The sequence below is a fragment of the Hydrogenophaga pseudoflava NBRC 102511 genome (assembly GCF_001592285.1).
Classification (GTDB): Bacteria; Pseudomonadota; Gammaproteobacteria; order Burkholderiales; family Burkholderiaceae_C; genus Hydrogenophaga; species Hydrogenophaga pseudoflava.
Map to the genome: position 1 here is coordinate 528,559 of NZ_BCWQ01000001.1, position 25,558 is coordinate 554,116.

The 25,558-nt window shown below is 68.9% G+C and carries 23 protein-coding genes and 1 pseudogene; 9 read left to right on the forward strand and 15 right to left on the reverse strand.

Annotated features, from left to right (window positions below; translation table 11 throughout):
* Positions 1–4: 4 nt before the first annotated feature.
* The 5 genes from eda to HPS01S_RS02590 all read right to left on the reverse strand — a co-directional run bounded on the left by eda (position 5) and on the right by HPS01S_RS02590 (position 5,776).
* Positions 5–640, reverse strand: coding sequence for a bifunctional 4-hydroxy-2-oxoglutarate aldolase/2-dehydro-3-deoxy-phosphogluconate aldolase (eda, locus tag HPS01S_RS02570; RefSeq protein WP_066150684.1), 636 nt, complete (start codon positions 638–640; stop codon positions 5–7).
* 13 nt (positions 641–653) lie between these two features.
* Positions 654–2,480 carry a phosphogluconate dehydratase gene (edd, locus tag HPS01S_RS02575; protein WP_066150968.1) on the reverse strand — a complete coding sequence of 609 codons (1,827 nt, stop codon included), beginning with the start codon at positions 2,478–2,480 and terminating at the stop codon, positions 654–656.
* A 5-nt stretch (positions 2,481–2,485) separates the two neighbouring features.
* Entirely contained in the window at positions 2,486–3,190 is a 705-nt protein-coding gene (gene pgl / locus HPS01S_RS02580) for a 6-phosphogluconolactonase (RefSeq protein ID WP_066150688.1), read from the reverse strand.
* Positions 3,190–4,659, reverse strand: coding sequence for a glucose-6-phosphate dehydrogenase (gene zwf, locus HPS01S_RS02585; protein ID WP_066150691.1), 1,470 nt, complete (start codon positions 4,657–4,659; stop codon positions 3,190–3,192). Before zwf ends, pgl begins: the two co-directional genes overlap by 1 nt.
* Before the next feature lie 109 nt (positions 4,660–4,768).
* Positions 4,769–5,776 (reverse strand): PfkB family carbohydrate kinase, encoded by a 1,008-nt coding sequence (locus HPS01S_RS02590; RefSeq protein ID WP_255284134.1) that lies wholly within the window; start codon positions 5,774–5,776, stop codon positions 4,769–4,771.
* Positions 5,777–5,945: 169 nt separating this feature from the next.
* Here HPS01S_RS02590 and HPS01S_RS02595 point away from each other — a divergent pair, with 169 nt between their 5' ends.
* From HPS01S_RS02595 to HPS01S_RS02615, 5 genes are all read left to right on the forward strand, one after another.
* The gene (locus HPS01S_RS02595; RefSeq protein ID WP_066150697.1) at positions 5,946–6,929 is read left to right on the forward strand and encodes a sugar ABC transporter substrate-binding protein; all 984 of its coding nucleotides are present in this window, start codon (positions 5,946–5,948) and stop codon (positions 6,927–6,929) included.
* A gap of 198 nt (positions 6,930–7,127) precedes the next feature.
* Complete coding sequence (locus HPS01S_RS02600) at positions 7,128–8,087, forward strand: ABC transporter permease (RefSeq protein WP_066150700.1); 960 nt, start codon at positions 7,128–7,130, stop codon at positions 8,085–8,087.
* Positions 8,087–8,878 carry an ATP-binding cassette domain-containing protein gene (locus tag HPS01S_RS02605; protein WP_066150703.1) on the forward strand — a complete coding sequence of 264 codons (792 nt, stop codon included), beginning with the start codon at positions 8,087–8,089 and terminating at the stop codon, positions 8,876–8,878. Before HPS01S_RS02600 ends, HPS01S_RS02605 begins: the two co-directional genes overlap by 1 nt.
* Positions 8,879–8,887: 9 nt before the next feature.
* A complete protein-coding gene (locus tag HPS01S_RS02610) occupies positions 8,888–9,340 on the forward strand; it encodes an RbsD/FucU family protein (protein ID WP_066150706.1) in 453 nt (150 codons plus the stop codon).
* Between the two features lie 21 nt (positions 9,341–9,361).
* Complete coding sequence (locus tag HPS01S_RS02615; protein ID WP_371836588.1) at positions 9,362–10,633, forward strand: ROK family transcriptional regulator; 1,272 nt, start codon at positions 9,362–9,364, stop codon at positions 10,631–10,633.
* On the opposite strand, the gene HPS01S_RS02620 is transcribed toward HPS01S_RS02615, so the two are convergent.
* The 4 genes from HPS01S_RS02620 to HPS01S_RS02635 all read right to left on the reverse strand — a co-directional run bounded on the left by HPS01S_RS02620 (position 10,630) and on the right by HPS01S_RS02635 (position 14,407).
* Entirely contained in the window at positions 10,630–11,283 is a 654-nt protein-coding gene (locus HPS01S_RS02620; RefSeq protein ID WP_066150709.1) for an ABC transporter ATP-binding protein, read from the reverse strand. The genes HPS01S_RS02615 and HPS01S_RS02620 overlap by 4 nt on opposite strands.
* Positions 11,280–12,254: a tRNA (adenosine(37)-N6)-dimethylallyltransferase MiaA gene (gene miaA / locus HPS01S_RS02625; RefSeq protein WP_066150712.1), complete on the reverse strand. Its 975-nt coding sequence runs from the start codon at positions 12,252–12,254 to the stop codon at positions 11,280–11,282. Before miaA ends, HPS01S_RS02620 begins: the two co-directional genes overlap by 4 nt.
* Positions 12,244–13,500, reverse strand: a complete 1,257-nt coding sequence (locus tag HPS01S_RS02630; protein ID WP_218016579.1) for a Bcr/CflA family efflux MFS transporter — start codon at positions 13,498–13,500, stop codon at positions 12,244–12,246. Before HPS01S_RS02630 ends, miaA begins: the two co-directional genes overlap by 11 nt.
* A 64-nt stretch (positions 13,501–13,564) precedes the next feature.
* Positions 13,565–14,407, reverse strand: coding sequence for an alpha/beta hydrolase (locus HPS01S_RS02635; RefSeq protein WP_066150718.1), 843 nt, complete (start codon positions 14,405–14,407; stop codon positions 13,565–13,567).
* A 353-nt stretch (positions 14,408–14,760) separates the two neighbouring features.
* Between HPS01S_RS02635 and HPS01S_RS02640 the strand changes: the two genes are divergently transcribed.
* Positions 14,761–15,162, forward strand: a complete 402-nt coding sequence (locus tag HPS01S_RS02640) for a GreA/GreB family elongation factor (RefSeq protein WP_066150721.1) — start codon at positions 14,761–14,763, stop codon at positions 15,160–15,162.
* Between the two features lie 4 nt (positions 15,163–15,166).
* Here the strand turns inward: HPS01S_RS02640 and gdhA are convergent, their stop codons facing one another.
* Positions 15,167–16,510: an NADP-specific glutamate dehydrogenase gene (gene gdhA, locus HPS01S_RS02645; RefSeq protein WP_066150724.1), complete on the reverse strand. Its 1,344-nt coding sequence runs from the start codon at positions 16,508–16,510 to the stop codon at positions 15,167–15,169.
* Positions 16,511–16,667: 157 nt separating this feature from the next.
* Positions 16,668–18,614, reverse strand: a complete 1,947-nt coding sequence (gene mutL / locus HPS01S_RS02650) for a DNA mismatch repair endonuclease MutL (protein WP_066150728.1) — start codon at positions 18,612–18,614, stop codon at positions 16,668–16,670.
* Between the two features lie 38 nt (positions 18,615–18,652).
* Here mutL and HPS01S_RS02655 point away from each other — a divergent pair, with 38 nt between their 5' ends.
* On the forward strand, positions 18,653–19,318 hold the full coding sequence (locus HPS01S_RS02655; RefSeq protein WP_066150731.1) for a DedA family protein: 666 nt from the start codon (positions 18,653–18,655) through the stop codon (positions 19,316–19,318).
* 28 nt (positions 19,319–19,346) lie between these two features.
* Here HPS01S_RS02655 and HPS01S_RS02660 read toward each other — a convergent pair whose 3' ends face one another.
* The 3 genes from HPS01S_RS02660 to tsaE are packed head-to-tail and all read right to left on the reverse strand — an operon-like array spanning position 19,347 to position 22,010.
* Positions 19,347–20,012, reverse strand: coding sequence for a hypothetical protein (locus HPS01S_RS02660; RefSeq protein WP_066150734.1), 666 nt, complete (start codon positions 20,010–20,012; stop codon positions 19,347–19,349).
* Between the two features lie 46 nt (positions 20,013–20,058).
* Positions 20,059–21,453 carry an N-acetylmuramoyl-L-alanine amidase gene (locus HPS01S_RS02665; RefSeq protein WP_066150737.1) on the reverse strand — a complete coding sequence of 465 codons (1,395 nt, stop codon included), beginning with the start codon at positions 21,451–21,453 and terminating at the stop codon, positions 20,059–20,061.
* Positions 21,450–22,010 carry a tRNA (adenosine(37)-N6)-threonylcarbamoyltransferase complex ATPase subunit type 1 TsaE gene (tsaE, locus tag HPS01S_RS02670; protein WP_066150974.1) on the reverse strand — a complete coding sequence of 187 codons (561 nt, stop codon included), beginning with the start codon at positions 22,008–22,010 and terminating at the stop codon, positions 21,450–21,452. The genes HPS01S_RS02665 and tsaE overlap by 4 nt, the downstream gene beginning before the upstream one ends.
* On the opposite strand from tsaE, the gene queG reads away from it, so the two are divergent.
* Together queG and HPS01S_RS02680 are read left to right on the forward strand one after the other, a co-directional pair.
* Positions 21,993–23,066, forward strand: coding sequence for a tRNA epoxyqueuosine(34) reductase QueG (gene queG / locus HPS01S_RS02675; protein WP_066150977.1), 1,074 nt, complete (start codon positions 21,993–21,995; stop codon positions 23,064–23,066). The genes tsaE and queG overlap by 18 nt on opposite strands.
* A 40-nt stretch (positions 23,067–23,106) precedes the next feature.
* A complete protein-coding gene (locus HPS01S_RS02680; RefSeq protein WP_066150740.1) occupies positions 23,107–24,603 on the forward strand; it encodes a CYTH and CHAD domain-containing protein in 1,497 nt (498 codons plus the stop codon).
* 207 nt (positions 24,604–24,810) lie between these two features.
* Here the strand turns inward: HPS01S_RS02680 and HPS01S_RS21405 are convergent.
* Positions 24,811–25,373: pseudogene (locus HPS01S_RS21405) on the reverse strand (transposase).
* Between the last annotated feature and the right edge of the window lie 185 nt (positions 25,374–25,558).

Sequence of the window (25,558 nt, forward strand, 5' to 3'; positions counted from 1 at the left end):
CTGTTTATACCTGCGCCGCGAGCGCGCTCGCTTCGCGGGCGAGGCGCGTGATGCGCGCCCAGTCGCCAGCGGCCAGCGCGTCGGCCGGGGTCAGCCAGCTGCCGCCGGCCATGGCCACGTTGGGCAGCTTGAGGAAGTCCTTCAGATTCTCGGGGCTCACGCCGCCCGTGGGGCAGAACATCACGTCGGGGATCGGCGCGCCCAGCGCCTTGAGCATGCCCAGGCCGCCGGCCTGCTGCGCGGGGAAGAGCTTCATCAGCGTGAAGCCCTGTTCGCGGCGGTGCATGACCTCGCCGGGCGTCATCACGCCGGGGATGAAGGGCAGGCTGGCGGCCTTGACGGCGCTGACCAGGGCGTCGGTGGCACCGGGCGAGAGCGCAAAGCTCGCGCCCGCGTCGATCACCTGCTGCACTTCGGCCACGCGGGTCACGGTGCCGGCGCCGGTGTGCATTTGCGGCACCGCTTTGGCGACCGCTTCGATGGACTTCAGCGCGGCGTCGGAGCGCAGGGTGATCTCCATCACGTCGATACCGCCTTCGAGCAGGGCGTGTGCCAGCGGCACGGCGTGCGCCGGGTCCTGCAGCACGATGACGGGGACGACGCGGGAGGTGAAGGCGGGGCGGGTGAAGCAGTTGGTCATGGTGTGTCCAAGTTCAGCCGAACAGCGGCGAAGCGCCGTTCTCGGGGGTGGAAGCGTGTTGGCGGAACAGGCCGAAAAGTTCGCGGCCGGTGCCGTGGCCGTTGTGGCCCAGGTCGGGGTGGTTCACCGGGCGCGCGGCGAAGGTGGCGGCATCGACCTCGACCTCCAGCACGCCGCGCTCGCAGTCGAGCGTGATCATGTCGCCGTCCTGCACCCGCGCGATGGGGCCATCGGCCAGCGCCTCGGGGCTCAGGTGGATGGCGGCCGGTACCTTGCCGGACGCGCCGCTCATGCGGCCGTCGGTGACGAGGGCGACCTTGAAGCCCTTGTCCTGCAGCACGGCCAGCGGCGGCGTGAGCTTGTGCAGCTCGGGCATGCCGTTGGCACGCGGGCCCTGGTAGCGCACCACGGCGATCAGGTCCTTCTCCAGCTTGCCGGCGTTGAACAGGGCCAGCAGGTCCTGCTGGTCGCTTACCACCACGGCGGGGGCGCGCACCACGCGGTGTTCGGGTGCCACGGCCGAGACCTTGACCACGCTACGGCCCAGGTTGCCCTGCAGCAGGCGCAGGCCGCCGTCGGCGCTGAAGGGCTCGCTGACCGGGCGCAGCACGGCGGTGTCGGCGCTGGCCGAGGGCACCGGGCGCCAGGCCAGCGTGCCATCGTTCAGCCAGGGTTCTTGCGTGTACGCGGCCAGGCCGTCGCCCATGACGGTCTTCACGTCGCTGTGCAGCAGCCCGTGGGCCAGCAGCTCCTGCATCAGGAAGCCCATGCCGCCTGCGGCGTGGAAGTGGTTCACGTCGGCCTTGCCGTTGGGGTAGACGCGGGCCAGCAGCGGTATCACGCCCGAGAGTTCGGCGAAGTCGTCCCAGTCGATCAGGATGCCGGCGGCGCGCGCCATCGCGATCAGGTGGATGGTGTGGTTGGTCGAACCGCCCGTGGCCAGCAGGCCGACGATGCCGTTGACGATGGTTTTCTCGGTCACGATGTCCGCCAGGCGGATGCGCGGCGCGCCGGTGCGGCCGGTGTTGGCGAAGGCGCGGTCCACGGCGGCCTTGGTCAGAGCCTCGCGCAGTTCCGTGCCCGGGTTGACGAAGGACGACCCCGGCAGGTGCAGGCCCATGATTTCCATCAGCATCTGGTTGCTGTTGGCGGTGCCGTAGAAGGTGCAGGTGCCGGGCGAGTGGTAGGCGGCGGCCTCGCTCTCCAGCAGCGCGTCGCGGCCGACCAGACCCTGCGCGTACTGCTGGCGCACCTTGGCCTTGGCGTCGTTGGACAGGCCGCTGGTCATGGGGCCGGCGGGCACGAACACGGTGGACAGGTGGCCGAACTGCAGCGCACCCATGAACAGGCCGGGCACGATCTTGTCGCAGACGCCGAGCATCAGCGCGGCATCGAACACGTTGTGCGAGAGCGCGACGGCGGTGGAGAGCGCGATCACGTCGCGCGAGAACAGCGAGAGCTCCATGCCGGCCGCGCCCTGCGTGACGCCGTCGCACATGGCGGGCACGCCGCCGGCCACCTGGGCCGAGAAGCCGAGCGAGCGGGCGTGCGCGCGCAGCAGCTCGGGGTAGTGCTCATACGGCTGGTGGGCCGAGAGCATGTCGTTGTAGGCGGTGACCACACCCAGGTGCGGCGCCTTCTCGGCGTGGATCTTGAGCTTGTCGCTGGCAGGCAGGGCGGCCGTGGTGTGGGCCATGTTGGCGCAGCCCATGCCGGCGCGCTGGGTGCCGGCCTTGGCCGAGGTCTCGACCGTGTGCAGGTACTGGCCGCGCAGGTCGGACGAGCGGTCGATGATGCGCTGGGTGACGCGGGCGAGGGTGGTGTGCAGGGGGGCGTTCATGGTGGTCATCCCTTCCAGACGCTCACGGGCGTCTGTGTTTGGTTCAGGATCAGCGAGACGGGCAGGGCCCCGTCGGCCTTTTGCGAGGCGCGGTCATACACGGCGAGCTTGGACGCGCCGGCGATGGAGAGCAACAGTTCCCGCGATGCCAGCAGGGCGTGCAGCGTGAACGTGAGGCGTGCGTGCGGCGCGGGAATGGGGGCCTGCTCGGGCACGACCCAGGCCAGGCGCTCGTCGGTGGCGATGGCGCGGGCGTAGCCGGGTGCGCCGGGGAAGAGCGAGGCGGTGTGCGCGTCCTCGCCCATGCCGAGCACGGCCAGGTCCAGCGGCCAGGGCAGGGGGGCGATGCGCGCGGTCGCGTCCTCGACCAGCGCGTCCAGCACCGCGGCGTTGAACTGCGGCGCCAGTTCGCGGAAGAACGGCAGGAAGCGGGCCGCGGCGGCTTGGCCCTGCAGCAGGTACTTAGCCACGAGCGCGGTGTTGCTGGCCTCGTGGTCGCGCGGAACGATGCGCTCGTCCACCAGCACCACGGTGACCTTGGCCCAGTCCAGGTCCTGCTCGCGCAGGGCTTCGAACATGGGGATCGGCGACTTGCCGCCCGAGACCGCGAGGCTGGCCTGGCCGCGCGCGGCGATGGCGGTGCGCAGCGCGTCGGCGATGTGGGCCGCGATGGCGGCCGGCGTCGCGCCAGGGTGTTCGGTCACGGCCATCAGGCCTCCTCCACCCAGGCCGAACCCTCGCGCGCCATCAGCGCCGACGAGGCGGCCGGGCCCCAGCTGCCGGCGGTGTAGGCCTTGGGTTTCTCGCCCAGCTGCTGCCAGCCGTCGATGATGGGTTCGACCCAGGCCCAGGCGGCTTCCAGTTCGTCGCGGCGCATGAAGTGCGTCAGGCGGCCCTTGGTGACGTCGATCAGCAGGCGTTCGTAGGCCTCGGCGCGGCGCTCGGTGAAGGCCGACTCGAGGTCCAGGTTCAGGCTCACCGGGCGCAGCTTCATGCCGCTGCCGGGCTCCTTGGCCATCATCTGCAGCTGGATGTGTTCCTCCGGCTGCAGGCGGATCATCAGGCGGTTGACCGACCGGTGGGCCGAGTCGCTGAAGATGGTGAAGGGCAGGTCGGCGAACTCGATCACGATCTCCGACTGGCGTGCGGCCATGCGCTTGCCGGTGCGCAGGAAGATCGGGACGTTGGCCCAGCGCCAGTTGTTGATGTGGGCCTTGAGCGCGACGAAGGTTTCGGTGGTGCTGCCTTCGGGGATGTTGGCTTCCTGCAGGTAGCCCACCGCGGCCTCGCCGTTGGAGGCGCCGGCGGTGTACTGGCCGCGCACCGTGTCCTTGGCCACATCGGCCACGGTCATCGGGCGCAGCGAGCGCAGCACCTTGAGCTTCTCGTCGCGCACCGCGTCGGGGTCTAGCGAGACCGGCGGCTCCATGGCCACGATGCACAGCAGCTGCAGCAGGTGGTTCTGGATCATGTCGCGCATGGCGCCGGTGCCGTCGTAAAAACCGGCGCGGCTGCCCACGCCCACGCTCTCGGCCACGGTAATCTGCACGCTCTTGATGTAGGGGCTGCGCCAGAGCGGTTCGAAGATGCTGTTGCCAAAGCGCAGCACCATCAGGTTCTGCACCGTTTCCTTGCCCAGGTAGTGGTCGATGCGGAAGATCTGCTGTTCCTGGAAGTAGCGGCCCACGTCGTCGTTGATCTGGCGCGCCGAGGCCAGGTCGTGGCCCAGGGGCTTTTCCAGCACCACGCGTGCGCGCTCGTCGATCAGGCCGGCGCCGTGCAGGTGGGCGCAGATGCCCACGAACAGGGACGGCGCGGTGGCCAGGTAGTACACGCGGTCGGACCCCGGCTGCATGGCCGCGGCCAGCGCGGCGAAGTCTTCGGCCCTGGTGGCGTCGACGCTGGTGAACTGCAGACGGTCGAGGAAGCCGGCCCAGACGCCGTCGTCGAAGTGTTTGGCCTCGATGAAGCCGGGCACCTTCTCGCCGATGAAGGCGAGGAAGCCGGCGCGGTCCCAGGTCTGGCGGCCCAGGGCGTGGATGCGGGTGGCGGCCGGCAGGTTGTTGTGCAGGTGCGCCATGTACAGCGCGGGCAGCAGCTTGCGCACCGAGAGGTCGCCCACGCCACCGAAGATGACGAGGTCCAGCGGGGCGGAGGAGGGGGACGGGGAAGTGGCCATGGCTTTACCGGGTTACCTTTGATGGGTGGAGTTTATGGTAATTAAGTTACATGCAGGGTTCTTTTTTGCAGCAGCCCCTGCAAGGGCTGCGCGCATGGCCGCGAGCCGGTCAGGCCAGGACCTTGAAGTGTGGTCGGCCCTGGGCCAGGCGCTGCAAGACCTGTTCCCGCGTCGGCGGCACGCAGCCGGTTTCCATCACGCACAGGCTGGCGCAGGCGACGGCGTTGGCCAGCAGGTCTTCCACATCGTCGGCAGTCAGCGTCAGCTCGGCGGCGGTCTTCGCGGCGCGCATGGCGGGGCGGTCCAGCAGCGCGACCAGCATGCCGGCCAGGAAGCTGTCGCCCGCGCCCACGGTGTCGGCCACCTGCACGGGCTGTGATTCGGCCGCCTGCCAGGCCCCGCCGTCGCGCGCCAGGATGACCGCGCCCTTGGCGCCCAGCGTCAAGGCCAGCCAGCGCGCAGGTGTTTTCGCGAGCAGCTCGCGCGCGGCGACCAGCGGGTTGGGGTGGATGAAGCCGAGGATGCCCAGGTCGTCGTCGCTCACCTTGACGATGTCGGCCTCGCCCAGCGCCGCCATCACGCTGGCCCGGTAGGCCGCCATGTCCGGCACGATGGCCGGGCGCAGGTTGGCGTCCACCACGACCAGCCTGCCGGCCGCCCGCTGCGCCTGCAGCCAGGGCAGGTACTTGTGCGTGTCGTCGGCCACCAGGGCCAGGCAGCCGGTGACCACCATCTTCAGCGCCGGCTGCGCCGCGCACTGCGCATTCATGGTGGCGGCGTCGACGCGGCGGTCGGCCACGCCCTCGCGGTAGAAGCTGTAGCTGGCCTTGCCGGCCTCGTCCAGGCTGACGACGGCCAGCGAGGTGGGCTCGTGCGCCGGCTCGGGGTGGGCCAGCGTCACGCGGGCCCGCGCGATGGCGTGGGCCAGGCCGCGGCCGAAGCGGTCCTGCGAGAGCGGGTTCAGGTAGAGCGTGCCCACGCCCTGCAGGCCGAGCGCGCGGGTGAGGTTGTAGACCGCGCCACCGTCGCAAGGGCGCAGCCGGCCGTCGGCCTCCTGGATCATGTCCATCAGGGCCTCGCCGGCGGTGGCGACGGTGATCGGGGTGTTGGGCTGCATTTGGTCGGAAGTAGGGAAAACCATAACTAAATCCAATTGATTTATTTAACGCCCAGCAACTATAGTTCAGTCACTCCGCAGCCGGACTCGGGCTAACCCGAAGGTCCGGCGGCTGAGAAAACCTGGTTCAACAACGTCTGATCCCATCCATCCTCCTCAGGAGACATCTGTGAAAAAAGTCGCTTTCGCCTTCACCGCCCTGGCCCTGGCCGCTGGTTCCACCTTCGCCGCCGAGCCCGTGATCGGCCTGATCACCAAGACCGAAACCAACCCCTTCTTCGTGAAGATGAAGGAAGGTGCGCAGGCGGAAGCCAAGAAGCTGGGTGCCAAGCTGATGACCGCCGCCGGCAAGAAGGATGGCGACACCGCCGCCCAGATCACCGCCATCGAGAACATGGTCACCGCCGGTGCCAAGACCATTCTGATCACGGCCAGCGGCGACGCCATCATTCCCGCTGTCAAGAAGGCCCAGGCCAAGGGCGTGCAGGTGATCGCGCTGGACAGCCCGTTTGACGGCGCCGACGCCCTGTTCGCCACCGACAACTACAAGGCCGGCATCCTGATCGGCCAGTACGCCAAGGCCGCGCTGGGTGGCAAGCCCGCCAAGATCGCCATGCTCGACCTGTTCCCCGGCCACCCCGTCGGTGCCCAGCGCCACAACGGCTTCATGACCGGTTTCGGCCTGAAGGCCAACGACGCCAAGTCCAACGAACTGTCGTCCACACCGGAGACCGTCTGCGCCGCTGACACCGACGGCAACCAGGCCAAGGGCCAGACCGCGATGGAAAACTGCCTGCAGAAGGACCCGGCCATCAACGTGGTCTACACCATCAACGAACCCGCCGCAGCCGGCGCCTACAACGCGCTGAAGAAGGCCGGCAAGGAAAAGGACGTGATCATCGTGTCCGTCGACGGCGGCTGCGCCGGTGTGGCCGATGTGGGCAAGGGCGTGATCGCCGCCACCAGCCAGCAGTACCCGCTGAAGATGGCCGCCATGGGCGTGGCCGCGGGCGTCGAGTACGCCAAGGGCGGCAAGAAGGCGTTCGGCTACGTCGACACCGGCGTGACCCTGATCGCCGCCAAGGCTGTGCCGGGCGTGGAAAGCAAGGACGTGAAGGTCGGTACCGAGCTGTGCTGGGGCGACAAAAAGTGATCTGAGCCCCCACGCTCCGCCGCTTCGCGGGTCGCTGCCCCCCAGGGGGGCTGACCCGGCTTGGCGCGGCCCGGCGCCGGGTCTTCATCTTCGCCACCAAGGCGCCGGGGGCGCCCCTTTGAACCGGGACCCAGGAGTCCCGGCGAAGCAAGGGCGCCCTTTTCTTTTCTCTGTTTGCTCTCTACCGGAGATCTCGTCATGAGCTCTTTCAAGGACCGGCTGCCTCCCATCAGCCAGATGGGGCCTTTCATTGCCCTCGCGATCGCCTGTGCCATCTTCGGCATGACGACCGACAACTTCTTCACCGGCGCGAACTTCGCGCTGATCCTCCAGCAGGTCATGGTGGTGGGCGTGATCGCCATCGGCCAGACCCTGGTCATCCTGACCGCCGGCATCGACCTCTCGTGCGGCATGGTGATGGCCCTGGGCAGCATCGTGATGACCAAGTTCGCGGTCGAGCTGGGCGTGCCCGCGCCGCTGGCCATCCTCTGTGGCATCGGCGTGACGGCTGCTTTCGGCCTCATGAACGGCCTGCTGGTCACGCGCATCAAGCTGCCGCCCTTCATCGTGACCCTGGGCACGATGAACATCGCCTTCGCGATCACCCAGCTGTATTCCGGTGCGCAGACCGTTTCCGACCTGCCGCCCTTCATGACCGCGCTGGGCGGCACCTTCGACATCGCCGGCGCGCCGGTCGCCTACGGCACCGTGGTGATGGTGTTGCTGTACCTGGGCGCCTGGTTCTGGCTGCGCGAGACCGCCTCGGGCCGCCATGTCTACGCCGTGGGCAACAGCCCCGAGGCCACGCGCCTGGTCGGCATCCCGACCGACCGCGTGCTGCTGTGGGTGTATGTGCTGGCCGGCGTGTTCTACGGCATCGCCTCGCTGCTGCTGGTGGCTCGCACCGAAGTCGGCGACCCCAACGCCGGCCAGACCGAGAACCTGGACGCCATCACCGCCGTGGTGCTGGGCGGCACCAGCCTGTTCGGCGGCCGCGGCATGATCCTCGGCTCGCTGGTCGGTGCCATCGTGGTCGGTGTGCTGCGCAACGGATTGACGCTAATGGGTGTTTCGTCGGTGTACCAGGTGCTGATCACCGGCATCCTGGTGATCATCGCCGTGACTGTGGACCAACTCTCCCGCAAAGGAGCCCGGTAATGAGCACTTCCCACAAACTCGTGATGCAGGCCAAGGGCCTGGTCAAGCGCTACGGCCAGGTCACCGCCCTCGACGGTGCCGACTTCGAGCTGCGCGCCGGTGAAATCCTGGCCGTGATCGGCGACAACGGTGCCGGCAAGTCCAGCCTGATCAAGGCGCTCTCGGGCGCCACCATTCCCGACGAGGGCGAGATCTACCTGGACGGTCAGAAGATCCACTTCAACACCCCGATCGACGCGCGCCGCGCCGGCATCGAGTGCTGCTACCAGGACCTGGCCGTGGCCCCCGCCATGACCATCACCGAGAACCTGTTCCTGGGCCGCGAGATGCGCCGCGAGGGTTTCCTGGGCAGCACCCTGCGCATGCTCGACAAGAAGAAGATGCTGGAGATCGCCGTGCAGCGCATGGCCGACCTCAAGGTGGGCATCCGCTCGATGACGCAGGCGGTGGAGACCCTCTCGGGCGGCCAGCGCCAGTGCGTGGCGGTGGCCCGCGCCGCGGCCTTTGCGCAGCACGTGGTCATCCTGGACGAGCCGACCGCCGCGCTGGGCGTGAAGGAAGGCAACATGGTGCTGGAACTGATCCGCCGCGTGCGCGACAAGGGCCTGCCGGTCATCCTGATCAGCCACAACATGCCGCACGTGTTCGAGATCGCCGACCGCATCCACATCGCCCGCCTGGGCAAGCGCGCCTGCGTGGTCAACCCCAAGACGATCAGCATGAGCGACACGGTGGCGGTGATGACGGGCGCGCGCGATCCCGCGACGCTGCCCGCGGAATGTCTGGCCTGAGGACGCACCATGCTCAAAGGAATTGATCCCCTGCTCAGCCCGGAGCTGCTCAAGCTGCTGGCCGAGATGGGGCACGACGACGCGGTGGTGCTGGCGGATGCCAACTTCACCGCCATGAGCCTGGGCGCCGGCAAGCCGGTGCTGCGCCTGCCGGGCGTCGGCATGATTCGAACATTGGAGGCGGTGGTGAGCGTGTTTCCCCTGGCCGAGGATGTGACCCATCCCGTGGCGTACATGCAGGTGGGTGACACGCCGGAAGGCTACCGGTCGGCCCTGCAACGAGAGGCTGTGGCCCTGCTGGCATCGGCCGGTCTGCCGCCCGAACGCGTGCAGGCGGTGGAGCGCTACGCGTTCTACGAGCGTGTGAAGAAGGCCTACGCCATCGTCGTCACCGGCGAGCTGGAGCCCTGGGGCAACTTCCTGCTGCGCAAGGGTGTGCTGGGACAGGCCCTGCGGCCCTGAGGCGTGTCACACTCGGCGGCTGTGAGCGAAGACAAGCACCCCCCAGGGCAGGCCGATCCGTCGGCGCCGGACAGCGGCGCCGACGCGGGCGACGCCCCGCGCCTGCGCCAGCGCGGATCGAACCAGATTGGCATGCGTCAGTTCAACGACCGCGTCGTGCTGCAGGCGCTGCGGGTGCATGGCAGCATGCCCAAGGCCGAGCTGGCGCGGCTGACTGGCCTCACGGCACAGACCATCGGCCTGATCACCGCGCGGCTGGACGAAGACCAGCTGCTGGTGCGCGAAGCGCCGGTGCGTGGCCGGGTCGGCCAGCCCTCGGTGCCGCTGGGCCTGAACCCCGACGGCGCGTTTGCCGTGGGCATCAAGATCGGCCGCCGCAGCGCCGACTGGCTGCTGGTCGACTTTCTCGGCCGGGTGCGCCAGCGCCTGTCGATTGCCTATCCGTTCCCGGACGCGGCGTCGCTGCTGCCGGAAATCGAGAAGAACCTCAACCGCCTGCTCGACGACCTGGGCGGTCTGCGCAGCCGGGTGGTCGGCGTGGGCGTGGCGGCGCCGTTCCAGCTGGGCGGCTGGCACCGCATGCTGGGCCTGACCGAGGCGCAGTCCGACGCCTGGACCCACCTCGACCTCGCCGCCGAGGTGCAGGCCATGACCGAGCTGCCGGTCAGCTTTGCCAAGGACACCTCGGCCGCCTGCGTGGCCGAGCTGCTGCAGGGGCGCGGGCGCGACCTGCACAGCTTCCTGTACCTCTTCATGGACACCTTCGTCGGCGGCGGGCTGGTGATCGATTCGCACCTGCACCGCGGGGTGAACGGCAACGCGGGCGCGGTGGCCTCGCTGCCGCTGCAGGTGGCCGCGTCGGCGAACCCGCGCGAACTGCCGCCGCAGCTGATCAGCCAGGCCTCGCTGTGGGACCTGGAGCAGCGCTTCCGCGAACACGGGCTGGACCCGATGGCCGCCTACGATGCGCGCGCCCTGGCCGGCCACTGGCTGCCCTACACCCGCGAGTGGATCGATCGTGCGGCGCTGGCGCTGGCGCACTGCGTGGTGGCGGGCACTGCTTTCCTCGACGTGGAGGCGGTGGTGATCGATGGCGTGGTGGTGCCCGACCTGCTGCGCGAACTCTGGCAACGCACCGGTGAGGCGCTCAAGGCCTACAACCCCGAAGGTCTGCTCGCGATGCCCCGGCTCGAACTCGGCACCATCGGCTCCGACGCGCGTGCGCTCGGCGGGGCGCTGCTGCCGCTGCACGCGAGCTTTGCGCCGGATCGGGATCTGTTCCTGAAGGTCTAGACGCCGGGCGCCAGGCCCTGCGCGGTCAGGTGCAGTGTGCGGTCCGCGCGCGCCGCGGCGTGTTCTGAATGGGTGACCAGGATCAGCGAGGCGCCGTTCTCCCGCGTCTGCGCCTGCAGCAGGTCCATCACCTGCGCCGCGGTGGACGGGTCGAGGTTGCCGGTGGGCTCGTCGGCCAGGATCAGGCGGGGCTTGTGTACGAGCGCACGCGCAATCGCCACGCGTTGCAGCTGACCGCCCGAGAGCTGGGCCGGCAGCCGTTCGCCCAGGCCCGCCAGCCCGACCGCCTCCAGCACCTGCGCCACCCGCGCCGGATCGGGCCGCTGGAGCAGCAGCAAGGGCAGGCCGACGTTCTGTGCCACGTCCAGGTGGGGCAGCACGTGGAAGGCCTGGAACACGAATCCCAGCGCCTCGCGACGCCAGTGGGCCCGCTGGGTTTCGTTGAGCCGCCCGAGGTCGGTGCCGTCGAGGGAGATCGACCCGTCCTGCCAGTCGTCCAGCGCCGCCATGCAGTTGAGCAGGCTGGACTTGCCCACGCCCGACTCGCCGACGATGGCGACGAACTCACCGGGGGCGACGGTGAGGGAGACGTTGGAGAACACGGGTGTGTCGCCGTAGCGCTTGCCCAGATCCTGGATCACCAGACTCATGACCGGCCTTCCATCAGGGGCGCGACCTCCGCCAGCACCCGCGCCAGCGCATCGGGCGCATCGCAGGCGATCACGCGCCGCTGCGGCATCGAGCGCAGCCAGGTGATCTGGCGCTTGGCGAGCTGGCGCGTGGCGAAGATGCCGCGGTCGCGCAGTTCGGCTTGCTGGGCAGCATTCAGCGGCGCGTCGGCAGCGGCGTCCAGCGCTTCCCAGGCCTGGCGGTAGCCGACGCAGCGCATCGAGGGCAGGTCCGGGTGCAGGTCACCGCGCGCTCGCAGGCGCCGCACCTCGTCCACAAAGCCGTCGGCCAGCATGGCGTCGAAACGCTGGGCGATGCGCCCGTGCAGCCAGGCGCGGTCGGCGGGTTCCAGGCTGAGGAAGGCGCCTTCCGGCACGGGGTTGTCCGCCGTCCGGCGGTCGCCGGTCTGGAACGACGAGATCGGCCGGCCCGAGACCTCGAACACTTCGAGCGCGCGCTGGATGCGCTGCGCGTCGTTGGGGGCCAGCCGGGCGGCGGTGACCGGGTCAACTTTCGCGAGTTCGGCGTGCATCACGGGCCAGCCGTGGGCGGCGGCCGCTGCTTCGATGCGCGCGCGCACATCGGCGTCGGCGCGGGGCATGTCGTCCAGGCCCTGCATCAGCGCCTTGAAATACAGCATGGTGCCGCCCACGAGCAGCGGCGTGCGGCCGCGCGACCGGATCTCGCCGATCAGCCGCTGCGCGTCGCGAACGAATTCGGCCGCGCTGTAGGCGTTCAGCGGGTCGGTGATGTCGATCAGGTGGTGTGGCGCAACGGCGCGCTCGACCGCGGTGGGCTTGGCGGTGCCGATGTCCATGCCCCGGTAGACCAGGGCCGAATCGACGCTGATGATTTCGACCGGCCAGCGCTGGGCGATGGCCAGTGCGGCGGCACTTTTTCCGCTGGCGGTGGGGCCGGCGAGCGCAATGCAGTGCGCGGGCTCAGCGGGCATCGCTCGCTCCGGTGGTGACACGCACCGGCGGCGTTTTCACCTCGCCATGGCGCTGCACCAGGGTCCAGGCGGTCAGCGCGATCAGCACGCTCCAGAACCACAGGCCGTCGGTCAGCGGCCGCACGCTGCCCGGGTTTTCGGCCAGGCTTTTGCCGAGCCAGCCGCCCATGAAGAAGGCGGTCAGCATCATCAGGCAGCCGCTCATGGCCGAGGCCGCACCCGCCGCCTGCGGGAACGGGCCGACGGCGCCGCTCTGGCCGCAGGGCTGGTGCACGCCGTGGCCGAGCATGAACAGGACGAAGGGGCCGAGGATGGCGGCCGGGTGCTGGATGCCCGCCAGCGCCAGCAGCCCCATGGTGCTGCCGGCGAGCAGGGTGCAGCCGCCGGCGATGGCGACGGTGAGCCGCACGCCCAGGCCCTGCAGCAGGCGGCGGCAGATGAAGGTGCCCACGATGTAGGACAGCGACATCACCAGCATCAGCAGGCCGTAGGCGGTCTTGCTCAGGCCCAGCACGCCAATGAACACAAACGACGAGGCGGCCAGGAAGGTGAACAGGCCGCCGTAGGAGGTGGCCGAGAGCAGGGTGAAGGCCCAGAAGGTCGGATGGCGCAGGATGCCGGCCCAGGTGCGCAGCAGGGTCAGCGGCTCCAGTGCGCGCGGGTTCTTCTGGGGCAGGGTTTCATCAAAGCGCCAGACCAGCAGCGCCAGCGTGCCGGCGCCGAACACCGCCAGTGCCAACAGGGCCACACGCCAGCCGGCGAGGTCGGCCAGCAGACCGCCGATCGGCGCGCTTGCGCAGGCGATCACGCCCAGGCCGGTGAGACCCTTGGACATCACCCGAGCGCCATCCACCGGCGCATACAGGTCGCGCACCACGGCGCGCGCACACATCACGCCCGCGCCCATGGCCATGCCCTGCAGGATGCGCCAGACGATGAGCTGCTCCATCGACGCTGAAAACGTGCTGCCCACCGCGGCCAGCACATACAGGGCGGTTCCGACCAACAGGACCGGGCGGCGGCCGAAGCGGTCGGACAGCGGCCCCCAGACCAGCTGGGACAGACCGAAGGCCAGCAGCAGGGCGGTGAGCGTCAGCTGCGCCTGCGGCATGCTGGCGCCGAAGCCCTGGGTGATCGAGGGCAGGGCGGGCAGGTAGAGGTCGGTGGTGACCGGCTGCAGGCCCAGCAGCAGCGAAAGCACCAGCACGATCAGGCCGGGCGACATGGCGGAACGGGGAGCGGACATCCGATTGAGGTTAGCAGATGCCCTCATGTTCAACCGGAACTACGCCGAAGGCGGCGCGGGGGGATCACTTCATTCCGAACAGCTCGGCCAAGGCGGTGCGGTACTGCGGCTGCCCCACCGCGTTGGTGTTGTGGTGCGACCCGCCCTCCACCAGCTCGAAGCGTTTCGGGCCCGTGGCGGCCTCGAACAACTGGCGGCCCAGTTCCGGCGCGATGGTGCGGTCCTCGCTGCCGTGCACCACCAGCAGCGGCGAGCCGATCCTCTTGACCCGCTCCACGGTCTCGAAGCGCTGGGTGATCAGCGGGCCGACCGGCAACCAGCCCCACTTGTAGGAACTGACTACGTCGGGAATCGAAGTGAAGGTGCCCTCGACCAGGGTGCCCGCCTCGTCCTGAACCTGGGCCGCCAGGTCGATGGCAATCGCGCCGCCCAGCGAGTGGCCGAAGATGTAGCGCGGCCGGTCGGGGTGCTGCCGGGCCAGCCAGTCCCAGGCGGCGCGCGCATCCTCGTAGGCCATGGTTTCCGAGGGCAGGGTGTTGGTGCTCTTGCCGAAGCCCCGGTAGTCCACCGCCAGCACCGAGAAGCCCAGCTCCTGCATGCGCCGCGCGCGGAACGCCGAGCCGACCACGTTGAAGCGCGCGCCGTGCAGGTAGAGCAGCACGGGGACCTTGGGGTCGCTCGCGAAGCGCTCGTGCGCGCTCCACAGGCCATGCAGCTTCACCGGCTGGCCGGTTTCCTGCGACTGGAATTCGATCCACACGTCCTGCATGCCCTGTGCCGCCTCTTCGCCGCGCCACCAGCTGCGGTCCGAGGGCTGGAAGATCCAGCCGCGCTGGCGTTCGTCGAGGGTGGCGCAACCGGCCAGCACGGCGGCCGAGAGCAGGACGAGGGCGATCAGGCGTTTCATGGGCTTACACGATCCTCCGGGCCGGTGGAAAGTTCACTGCCGGCGCGCCGGCCGGTCGCCGCCGGGCACTCACCGGTTGACACGGGCGCCCGTCCTGCCTACATTGCCGCCCATGCTGCGCATCCACCACCCGACGACCCTGTGTCGCGTTCTGTCGCCTCTTGCGACGGAACCGGGTGTGCGCGTGCCCGTCCACACCTCAGGTGGTGGCGCGACGGCCGCACATTCCTGAGCCCGGCGATCCCCTTCCTCTCCCACTCATCCGCGCCACGCGCGATCGCCGGGCCCCTCGACCAGAGCGCATAGCCGTTCCCCCGCCTGCTCGGCCGGGACGGGCCTTTTCTGGAGCCGACATGTCCCTGTTTTCCCGTGGTGACCGCATCGTCACCGAGCTTGATCTCGTCCGCCTGCACAAGCTGGGCGTCCACCGCATGCCCGCCGGTCTGCCCGACGCGCTTGATCTGGCCGAGCAGGTGCCCTCACCCGAGGTGCCTGCCGACGTGGTGACCATGTATTCGCAGATCGAAATCCTCGAAGCGGGCGAAACGGCGCCGCGCAAGCTCACCCTGTGTTATCCCGAAGACGCCGAGCCGGCCCAAGGCTTCATCTCGGTGCTGTCTCCGGTGGGCGCCAGCCTGCTGGGGCTGCGCGTCGGTGGGCGCGCGCACTGGCACACGCCGCAGGGCGAGCCCCGCTCGGCCCGGGTGACGGCCGTCCTGTTCCAGCCCGAGGCGAGCGGCGACTACACCACCTGATGCGTCAGACCACACCCTGCGCCAGCATGGCGTCGGCCACCTTGACGAAGCCGGCGATGTTGGCGCCGTCGATGTAGCTCACGCTGCCATCGGCGCGCTGGCCGTGCTTGACGCAGGCGGCGTGGATGCCCTGCATGATCTGCAGCAGGCGGGCGTCCACCTCTTCGCGCGTCCAGGACAGGCGCATGGCGTTCTGGCTCATCTCCAGGCCCGAGGTGGCCACGCCGCCGGCGTTCGACGCCTTGCCCGGTGCGTACAGCACGCCGGCCGCTTCGAATGCCTTGGCGGCCTCGATGGTGGAGGGCATGTTGGCGCCTTCGGCCACGCAGAGCACACCATTGGCGATCAGGGTGCGTGCATCGGCTTCGTCCAGCTCGTTCTGCGTGGCGCAGGGCAGGGCCACGTCCACCGGCACGTGCCAGGGGCGTTTGCCGGCCTCGAACTTCACGCCGGTGCGCTCTGCGTAGTCGCTCACACGGCCGTAGTGGTGGTTTTTCACGTCCATCAGGATGGCCAGCTTCTCGGGCGAGAAGCCGTCTTCGTCGACGATGGTGCCACTGGAGTCGGAGACGGTGACCACCTTGGCGCCCAGGGCCATGGCCTTCTCGACGGCGTACTGCGCCACGTTGCCCGAGCCGGACACCGAGACGCGCATGCCCTGGAAGGACTTGCCGCGGGTCTTGAGCATCTCTTCCGCGAAATACACCGTGCCGTAGCCGGTGGCCTCGGGGCGGACCAGTGAGCCGCCGAAGGACAGGCCCTTGCCGGTGAACACGCTGGCCGCGCTGTTGGCCAGCTTCTTGTACATGCCGGCCATGTAGCCGACCTCGCGGCCGCCCACGCCGATGTCGCCGGCCGGCACGTCGGTGTCCGGGCCCACATGGCGGAACAGCTCCATCACGAAGGCCTGGCAGAAGCGCATGACTTCGGCCGGGCTCTTGCCCTTGGGGTCGAAGTCCGAGCCGCCCTTGCCGCCGCCCATGGGAAGGGTGGTCAGCGCGTTCTTGAAGGTCTGCTCGAAGGCCAGGAACTTGAGCACCGACAGCGTCACCGAGGGGTGGAAGCGGATGCCGCCCTTGTAGGGGCCGATCGCCATGCTGTGCTGGATGCGGTAGCCGCGGTTGACCTGCACCTGGCCGTGGTCGTCCACCCAGGAGACGCGGAACATGACCACGCGCTCGGGCTCGACCAGGCGGTCGAGCAGTCCTTGCTCGGCGTACTTGGGGTGGGCGGCGATGAAGGGCCAGAGGCTTTCCATCACCTCGGTGACCGCCTGCAGGAACTCGGGCTGACCCGGGTTGCGGGCTTCAACGTGGGAAAGAAAGTCGTGGACCGAGGCGTATTTCATGCGTGTGATGCTCCAGAAAAGTGCATGAGAGTATGCAAAACCCGCATTTCATGATCCAAAAGGCACATGAATGCGGCGTGAGGCCCACTAATGGTGCAAGCGAAAGCCGCACAACCGAGGGCTTTCCCTCGGTTGTGCTCGCGTTTGGTGCGGTGTGTCAGCGGCCGCGCAGGAACAGCGCGTCCAGGTCTTTCATGCCCAGCTGGCGCCAGGTGGGCCGGCCGTGGTTGCACTGGTCGCTGCGCTCGGTCACTTCCATCTGGCGCAGCAGGGCGTTCATCTCGTCCAGGGTCAGGCGGCGGTTGGCGCGCACCGCGCCGTGGCAGGCCATGGTGGCCAGCAGCTCGTTGCGGGCGCGCTGCACCACCGTGCTGGCGTCGTGCTGGCTGAGTTCGGCGAGCACGCTGCGGGCGAGCTCCACCGGGTCGCCGGCGGCCAGGGTGGTGGGCACGGCGCGCACGGCCAGGGTCCTGGGCGAGAACGGCACGATCTCCAGCCCCAGCTGGGCCAGCACCTCGGCTGCAGTTTCGGCGGTGGCGACTTCTTCAGGCGTGGCCGCGAAGGTGGCCGGGATCAGCTGCGGCTGGCTGGCGATCTGGTGCGCGTCCAGCTGCTGCTTGAGGCGCTCGTAGACGATGCGCTCGTGCGCCGCATGCATGTCCACCACCACCAGGCCCTGGGCGTTCTCGGCCAGGATGTAGACGCCGTGCAGCTGGGCGACCGCGCGGCCCAGCGGCCATTCGCCATCGGGCAGGGGGGCGGGCGCTTCCTGCGTGGCCGGGGTAGGTGCGAACACCGGTTCGGCGCGGCGGATGTCGGGCGCGTCCAGCGGCGCCGCAATCCGTTCGGCTGGGCGCCAGAGCGCTTCGAGGTCGCTCACACGCTGGCCCGCCTGCGGCGCCTCGGGCCGCCAGGGCAGGGGCTGCTGGCGCGGCACCGGGGCGAGGAAGGTGGAAGCGGGCGTTTCGGTCGGCGTCGCTGAAAGTGGGCCAGTGACGGGCAGCGTCTGCGCCGAGCGAGGCGCGGCCAGCGCCCCTTCCACCGCGTGTCGCACCGCCTGGTGCACCTCGCGGCTGTCGCGGAAGCGCACCTCGATCTTGGTCGGGTGCACGTTCACGTCCACGCGCGTCGGGTCGATGCTCACGTACAGCGCATACACCGGCTGGCGGTGGCCGTGCAGCACGTCTTCATACGCGCTGCGGGCGGCGTGGGTGATGACCTTGTCGCGCACGAAGCGGCCGTTGACGTAGGCGAACTGCCAGTCGGCGCGCGAGCGGGCCGCGTCGGGCACGCCGGCAAAACCCCAGACGCGCAGGCGCTGCTGGCCGCCGGCGGTAGCTTCTTCGCCCGGCACATCGCTGGCCGGCCAGTTCACCGCCACGGCGTTTTCGATGAACTCCTCACCCAGCACGTCGGCCAGGCGGCGGCGCAGCGCGTCCAGCAGATGTTCGCCACCGGCCAGGTCGGGCGCCACGGCGCGCCACTGTGCGACCAGCTTGCCGTCGTGCCAGATGGCAAAGCCCACTTCGGGCCGCGCCAGCGCGTGGCGGCGAACGGCCTCGATGCAGTGGGCCAGCTCGGTGCTTTCGGACTTGAGGAACTTGCGCCGCGCGGGCGTGGCGAAGAACAGCTCGCGCACTTCGACCGTGGTGCCGCGCGCGCGGGCGGTGGGTTGCAGCTCGCCGCTGCGGCCGTCCAGCAGCCAGCCGTGGGCGGCCCCTTCGTCGGTGCGGGTCAGCACCGAGACCTCGGCGATGGAACAGATGGCGGCCAGTGCCTCGCCGCGGAAACCCATGGTGTCCACGGCTTCGAGGTCGTTCAGGCTGGCGATCTTGCTGGTGGCGTGGCGCTTGAGCGCGGTGGGCAGTTCCTCGCGCAGGATGCCGATGCCGTCGTCCTCCACGCTGATGAGCCGGATGCCGCCGGCCTGCAGCCGCACGGTGATCTGCGTGGCTCCGGCGTCCAGCGCGTTGTCCACCAGCTCGCGCACCACGGACGCGGGGCGTTCGACCACTTCGCCGGCCGCGATCTGGCTGATCAGCTCGTCGGGAAGTTCACGGATGGGGCGGCGGTGGGCGGGCAGGGGGGCGTTCACCCGGGGCATTCTAGGCGTGGGGCACCGCCCGGGGATAATCGCGGGCTATGGATTTCGCCCTCTACCTGATCGACTTCATCCTGCACGTGGACAAGCACCTGCAGGCCTTCGTACAAGCCTACGGCGCCTGGGTGTATGCCCTGCTGTTCCTCATCATCTTTGTCGAGACCGGCCTGGTGGTCATGCCCTTCCTGCCGGGCGACTCGCTGCTGTTCATCGTGGGTGCGCTGTGCGGCGCCGGGCTGATGGACTGGTCGATCGCGGCGGGACTGATGCTGGCCGCCGCCATCCTGGGTGACCAGACCAACTACAGCATCGGGCGCTACTTCGGGCCGAAAGTGTTCCAGTGGGAGAACTCGCGCTTCTTCAACAAGAACGCCTTCAACCAGGCCCACAACTTCTACGAGCGCTACGGCGGCGTGACCATCATCCTGGCGCGCTTCATGCCCTTCATCCGCACCTTCGCGCCCTTCGTGGCGGGCGTGGCCGAGATGACGCGCAGCAAGTTCACCGCCTACAACGTGGTGGGCGCCGTCATCTGGGTGATCGGCCTGACGGCCGCGGGCTACTTCTTCGGCAACCTGCCCTGGGTGCAGGCCAACCTGTCCAAGATCATCTGGGCGCTGATCTTCGTGCCGGGCCTGATCGCCATCTTCGGCGGCTGGCGCGCCGCGAAGGCGGAGAAAGCCCGGGCTGCGGCGGGGCAGGCCTGATCAGGCCTGCCCATGTTGAATCAGGGCGTCACTGGAACCCGAACGTCTTGAGCAGCTCGTTGCTGGCCTGATCGGTGAGTCGGGTCAGAGATTGCTGGACCATCTCTACCTTGTCGGTGTCGATCGCCGCGCCCGCGCCCAGCGAGTACTTCTGCAGTTCGAAGCTTGATGTGGTGTAGGTGGCAATGGTTTCGCCAGATTTCAGGTCGACCAGTTCGGCCTTGATGGCAGCGTGTGGCAAGGAGTTGAGCTTCATGCCCAGTGCGGAGCGCTGAAACACACCAAAACCGCGCATCACCTGATTGGTCTGATACAGCGGATCTGGCGCCACACCGTTGGTCAGCAGCAGCGCCAGGTCAGGTCCATTGCCAATGGACTTGAGGACTTCGCTTCGTTCGCTCCCCGCGGGTGTCGAACGAGTCACTTCGGAGAGTCGGCCAGACGCCTGCAGTTTCTTCACCACGTGCTGGACCAAGGTCTCTGGTAACGCCCACTCCGGCTTGTCCAGCACCTGCTGCTCAATATTGAAAGCAGTGGTGCCGACCCAGAGCAGCGTCAGCTTGCTGTCTACGGTCGAGGCGACGACCAGCTTCTTGCCATCGGTTCTCGATTTGACAGCGGCGGTATCGACCGTGGCACAACCTCCCAGCAGCAGGGTGATACCGAGAAAAGACCAGAACAAGCGGCGGCGCATGGACACTCCCTTTGAAAAACGAGGCAGTGTAGCCAAGGCCCCGGGCCTAGACGCTGCGCACGCGCGCCAGCGGCGGATTCGCCGCGAAGTACTTGACAATGCCCTTGAGCAGGGCGTCGGCCAGCTGGTTCTGGTAGGCCTCGCTGCGCAGCCGGGCCTCTTCGTCGGGGTTGCTGATGAAGGCCGTTTCCACCAGCACGCTGGGAATATCCGGCGCCTTGAGCACCGCGAAGCCGGCCTGTTCCACCCGCGGTTTGTGCAGCTTGCCCACGCGGCCTACCTCGACCAGCATCGCGCCGCCCAGTTTGAGGCTGTCCTTGATCTGGGCCGTGGTGCTCATGTCCAGCAGCGTGCGGGCTACGGTCGCGTCCTTGGACTTGACGTTGATGCCGCCCACCAGGTCGGCGGCGTTTTCCTTGTTCGCCATCCAGCGCGCGGCCGCGCTGCTGGCGCCCTTGGTGCTGAGCGCAAAGATGCTTGCGCCCTGCGGGCGTGGCGTCATGAAGGCGTCGGCATGGATGCTGATGAACAGGTCGGCGCGCACCCGCTGCGCCTTCTTCACCCGCGTGCCCAGGGGCACGAAGAAATCGGCGTCGCGTGTCATGTAGGCGCGCATCGGGTTGCCGTTGACCGTGGTCGCGTTGATGCGCTCGCGCAGGCGGTGGGCCACCTGCAGCACCACGTCTTTCTCCTGCGTGCCGCCAGGGCCGATGGCGCCCGGGTCTTCGCCGCCGTGGCCGGGGTCGAGCGCCACGATGATGAGTCGCTCGGTTTTTTTGCCGGGTGATGCCTTCGGCTCACCGGCCGGGGCGGGTTTGCCGGCGGTGGCGCCGGGTGCCTTGGGAGGTGCCGGTTTGTCGTGGCGGGCAATGAGGTCGGCCAGCGGGTCGTCCGCTGGCGTGGCTGGCATGTCCCGCAGCTCGGCACCCAGCAGCTCGGCGGCGCGCCGGGCCGATTCGTCGACCGCGGCCGTGTGCTGGCGGATCAGTTCCTCGAAGGGGTCGACCGTCTGCACCGGGTAGAGGTCGAGGACCAGCCGGTGGCCGTAGGCGGCGACCGGTTCCAGGTTGAACACCTGCGGCTTGATTGGTTTTTTCAGGTCCACAGTCAGCCGCGCGACGTTGGCACTGACCGGGGCGACGCGGATGGCCGCGATGTTCGGGTCGTCGCTCTGCAGCTTGCCCACCAGATCGCGCATGCCTTCAATGAGGTCGATGCCCTCGATGTCGACCACCAGGCGCGACGCCTGGTCGACCGTGGTTTTCTGTGCCTTGAGCTCGCCGTCGGACTCGATGGTCACGCGCGTGTAGTCCTGCGCCGGCCAGATGCGCACCGCCACCACACGCCCCGCGTGCGCCAGGTGCGGCGCGCCGATCAGCAGCACCAGCGCGCCGGCCTGCAGCAGGCGGCGGCGGTCGGGGTGGGGCGTCGGTCGGGTCATGTGTTCAGGGCTGCCAGCAGGCGCCGGCCGGTGTCGGTGAAGGCCTGCATCGTCACCTGGCGCGGGCCGTCGGTGAGGTCGGTGTCGTCACTGGGCGTTTCCTCCGGCCCGATGGTCAGTGCCGCGTCCACCGCGCCCATGAGGCCGGCGGCGCGCTCGGGCCATTCCACCAGCTTGAGGCCGGGGCTCGCAAACAGTTCCCGAAAACCCGCGTCTTCCCACTCGCGCGGGTCGCCGAAGCGGTAGAAATCGAAGTGCCAGGCCGACAGCGCGCCGTGCGGCCCGGCCTCGGCGCGGTGCGGCTCGACCACGGCGTAGGTCGGGCTCTTGATGCGCCCCTGCACGCCCAGCGCGCGCAGCAGGTGCCGCACGAAGGTGGTCTTGCCCGCGCCCAGGTCGCCGGCCAGCGTCAGCGTGGCGTTGGTGATCGCCGGGCTGGCGGCCAGTCGCTGCGCAAAGTGGGCGGTGCCCGTCTCGTCCAGCCAGCGCCCGTCCCAGCGCGCGCCGTCGGGGGAGGGCGTTCCTACAATGAGCGGACGATGCGATCCGGATTCGATGCTGCTCAACTGATCACTCAGGTTCAGGCCTGGGGCCGGGAACTGGGATTCTCCCAAATCGGGGTGGCCGGCGTCGACCTCTCAAGCGCCGAACCGGGCCTTTCGGCCTGGTTGTCGGCCGGATTTCACGGTGGCATGGACTACATGGCGCGCCATGGCATGAAGCGCGCGCGGCCGGCCGAGCTGGTGCCCGGCACGGTGAGCGTGATCACCGCGCGCATGGACTACCTGCCACGGTACACGCCCGAGGACTGGACGGAACAGGAGCTGGCCCGCCTGCAGCGGCCCGGAGAAGCCATCGTCTCGGTCTATGCCCGGGGGCGCGATTACCACAAGGTGCTGCGCAGCCGCCTGCAGCAACTGGCCGAGCGCATCGGGGCCGCCGTTGGCCCGCTCGGTCACCGTGTGTTCACCGACTCGGCGCCCGTGCTCGAAGCCGAGCTTGCACGCCGCAGCGGCCAGGGCTGGCGCGGCAAGCACACACTGATCCTCAGCCGAGAGGGTGGCTCGATGGCTTTTCTCGGCGAGATCTACCTCGACCTCGCCCTGCCACCAACCGCAGCGGTCAGCGACCACTGCGGCTCCTGCAGCGCCTGCATGGCCGTCTGCCCCACGCAGGCCATCGTCGCGCCGTACCGTCTCGACGCGCGGCGTTGCATCTCTTACCTCACCATCGAACACGACGGCCCGATTCCCGAGAGCCTGCGCCCGCTGATCGGCAACCGCATCTACGGCTGCGACGACTGCCAGCTCGTCTGTCCCTGGAACAAGTTCGCGCAGCGCAGCCCGCTGCCCGACTTCGACCCGCGCGAGGGCCTGACCGGCGCAACCCTTGTCGAGCTGTTCGGCTGGAGCGAAGAAGAGTTCCTGCGCCGCACCGAAGGCAGCCCGATCCGCCGCATCGGCCACGCGCGCTGGCTGCGGAACATCGCGGTGGCGATGGGCAATGCGCTGCGGCAGGCCGACGAGCCGGTCACCCGCGCTGCGCTGGCCGCGCACACCGCGCACCCCGACCCGGTGGTGCGGGAGGCTGTGGCCTGGGCCTTGTCGGCGTAGGCTGCTCAGCGCTTTCTCCCTCTCTCAAGGAAACAGCCGCATGGCCCACGCCGAAACCGAACTCAAGCTGCTGCTGCCAGGGGCACAGCCCACGGTCATCGAGGAGCGGCTGCGCCGGCTCGGCGCGCTGGCGCGGCGCCGGCAGACCACCCACTGGCTGTGGAACATCTACTTCGACACGCCGGACCAGCAACTGCATCAGCAACGGCACGCGCTGCGCCTGCGCTGCATCTCGGACTCCCCTTGGCGCGCCAACGCCAACGCGGCGACGGTGCGTGGCGAATGGGTGCAGACCTTCAAGTCGGCGGGCATTTCGCGGGGCGGACTGAGCCGCCGCGGCGAGTGGGAGAGCCGCCAGCCCTCCGGCCGGCTCGACGCGGAGGCGCTGCGCGAGACGCCCTGGACCGATCTGGATCCCGACGGCCGCCTGTTCGGCCAGCTGGCCCCGTGCTTCGAGACCCGCTGCCGCCGCACCGTCTGGACCCTGCACCGCTACCAGGGCGCAACCATCGAGGTCGCGCTGGACATCGGCGAGATCGCCGCCTGCGGCCGGTCGGAGCCGATCCTGGAGCTGGAGTTCGAGCTGCTGCAGGGGCCGTCCGAGGCCCTGTTCCATCTGGCGCAGCAGGTCGCGTCCGAGGTGGCGGTCCTGCCCTTTGACCAGAGCAAGGCCGAGCGCGGCTACCGGCTGGCGCAGGGCCTGCCCCGCGAAGCCTCGCCGGCCCAGGCTTTGCATCTTTCGCCGGGCACCGGGCCGCAGCAGGCGGGGGCCCAGGCGCTGTCGGCCTGCTTCGACCACTTCAGCCGCAACCTTGCGACTGTGCTGGTGTCGGACGACCCCGAGGTGGTGCACCAGGCGCGCGTCGGCTGGCGGCGCTGGCGCAGCGCGGTCCGGCTGTTCGCGCCCTGGCTGCCCGGCCGGCCCGATGCCGACGGCCTGCGGCCCCTGCTGGCCGAATTGGGCCGGATGCGCGACCTGGACGTGCTGCGCGTCGACACCCTGGGGCGCTGGTTGCCCGCCTTTGTTGACGAAGATGCTCAGCGCCAGCGAATCGCCGATGTCGCACTCGAACGCATCGACGAGGCGCGCCGGGCGCAGCGCAGGCGGCTGCGGGATGCCCTGGCCGCGCCGGGAACCGGCCAGACCCTCCTGGCACTGGCGCAGGGGCTCTTCCAGTTGGCCACAGCGCAGACCGCAGCGGGTGCATACGACACCCCCTGGGCGCGCAAGCGCATCCGCAAGCTGCGCCGCCGCCTGGACGCTGCACTGAAAGCCAGCCGGCGGGCGCCTGCGGACCTGGAAAAAGACCACCGCGTCCGCATCCAGGCCAAACGGGTGCGCTACGTGGCCGAGATACTGCGCGACCTGCTGCCCGCCCGGCGCACCAAGGGCCTCGCCAAGGCGGCCACCGAAGTCCAGACCCGGCTGGGGGCCGAGCGGGATCTGAGACAGGCCGTGCGGCTGCTGGACGAGCTGGGGACTGAAGCCGAGCTCAGCTCGTTTCTGCGTGGGGTGCTGGCGGCGTCAAAGGGCTGACGGCCTCGTTCAAGGTGCCACCGAAGGAACGGGAGTGTTTGTCAACGTTCGTCGCGTTCAAGCAGTGCCTGACAAAGCGTTCGAAGATACGTGTCTCCGCGCTTGCTGATGCCCGGCAGCTTAGGGAAGGTCTGCGCAACACCCGCCGCAGCGTGAGTTGATGTCCGTGATTTCAGATGACGGCGGTTTGCGCCTCGCAGGGCTCATTTACAGGTTAGACAGTGCAAACAGCGTGAACGTGTGTTCGACCTTGGCCCGGATGTGCGCCTTGACCTGCCCCAGCGGATCCTTGATCGCGCCCATCGGCGTGCTCTTGTACAGCACCTTGCGCTTGCCCGGCCGCATGGCCACGTGCCAGTTGACATTGGCCGCCGTGCCCACCACCTTGTGCACCAGTCCCGATTCCGCATCCACATCCATGTGGGCCTTCATTCCGAAGTGCCACTGAGGTGGCGAAACCGAAGAATGGAGCTCTCGTCGGGCAGGTTGTCTTCACCGGCATCGAGTCCCACGAACTCGCGGAACAGCGCCATGTCGTACAGCGCCTCTTCCATTGCGGGGTCGGAGAGGTTGGACCACTGCTGCAGGAAGTGAATGCGCAACATGGTCTCAACGGCAAACGGCGGGCGTCCGCCTTTGGCGCTGGGTTTGGGCGCGTGCGGCGCGATCAGCGACACCGGCCCGGCCCACGGCACCACCAGGTTCATCTCGTCCAGGAACTCTCGCTTGCGCGTCCATCGGCGCCCCTGGCGCGGGGTTTTGCAGACCATCCCTGGGCAGCCCGAGCACTGAGTGCCTCTCAGATTGTTTCCTGCCTCAGTGTGTATAGCCCCCGACATTTGGAGGAACACAGGCGAGGGTTTTCTGCAACGCACGCCTTGACCGGTTATGAAACAAAAAGTAAACTAAAGTTGGTGAATGATGTCCGTACATGCATCGCATGATGCTGCATTTT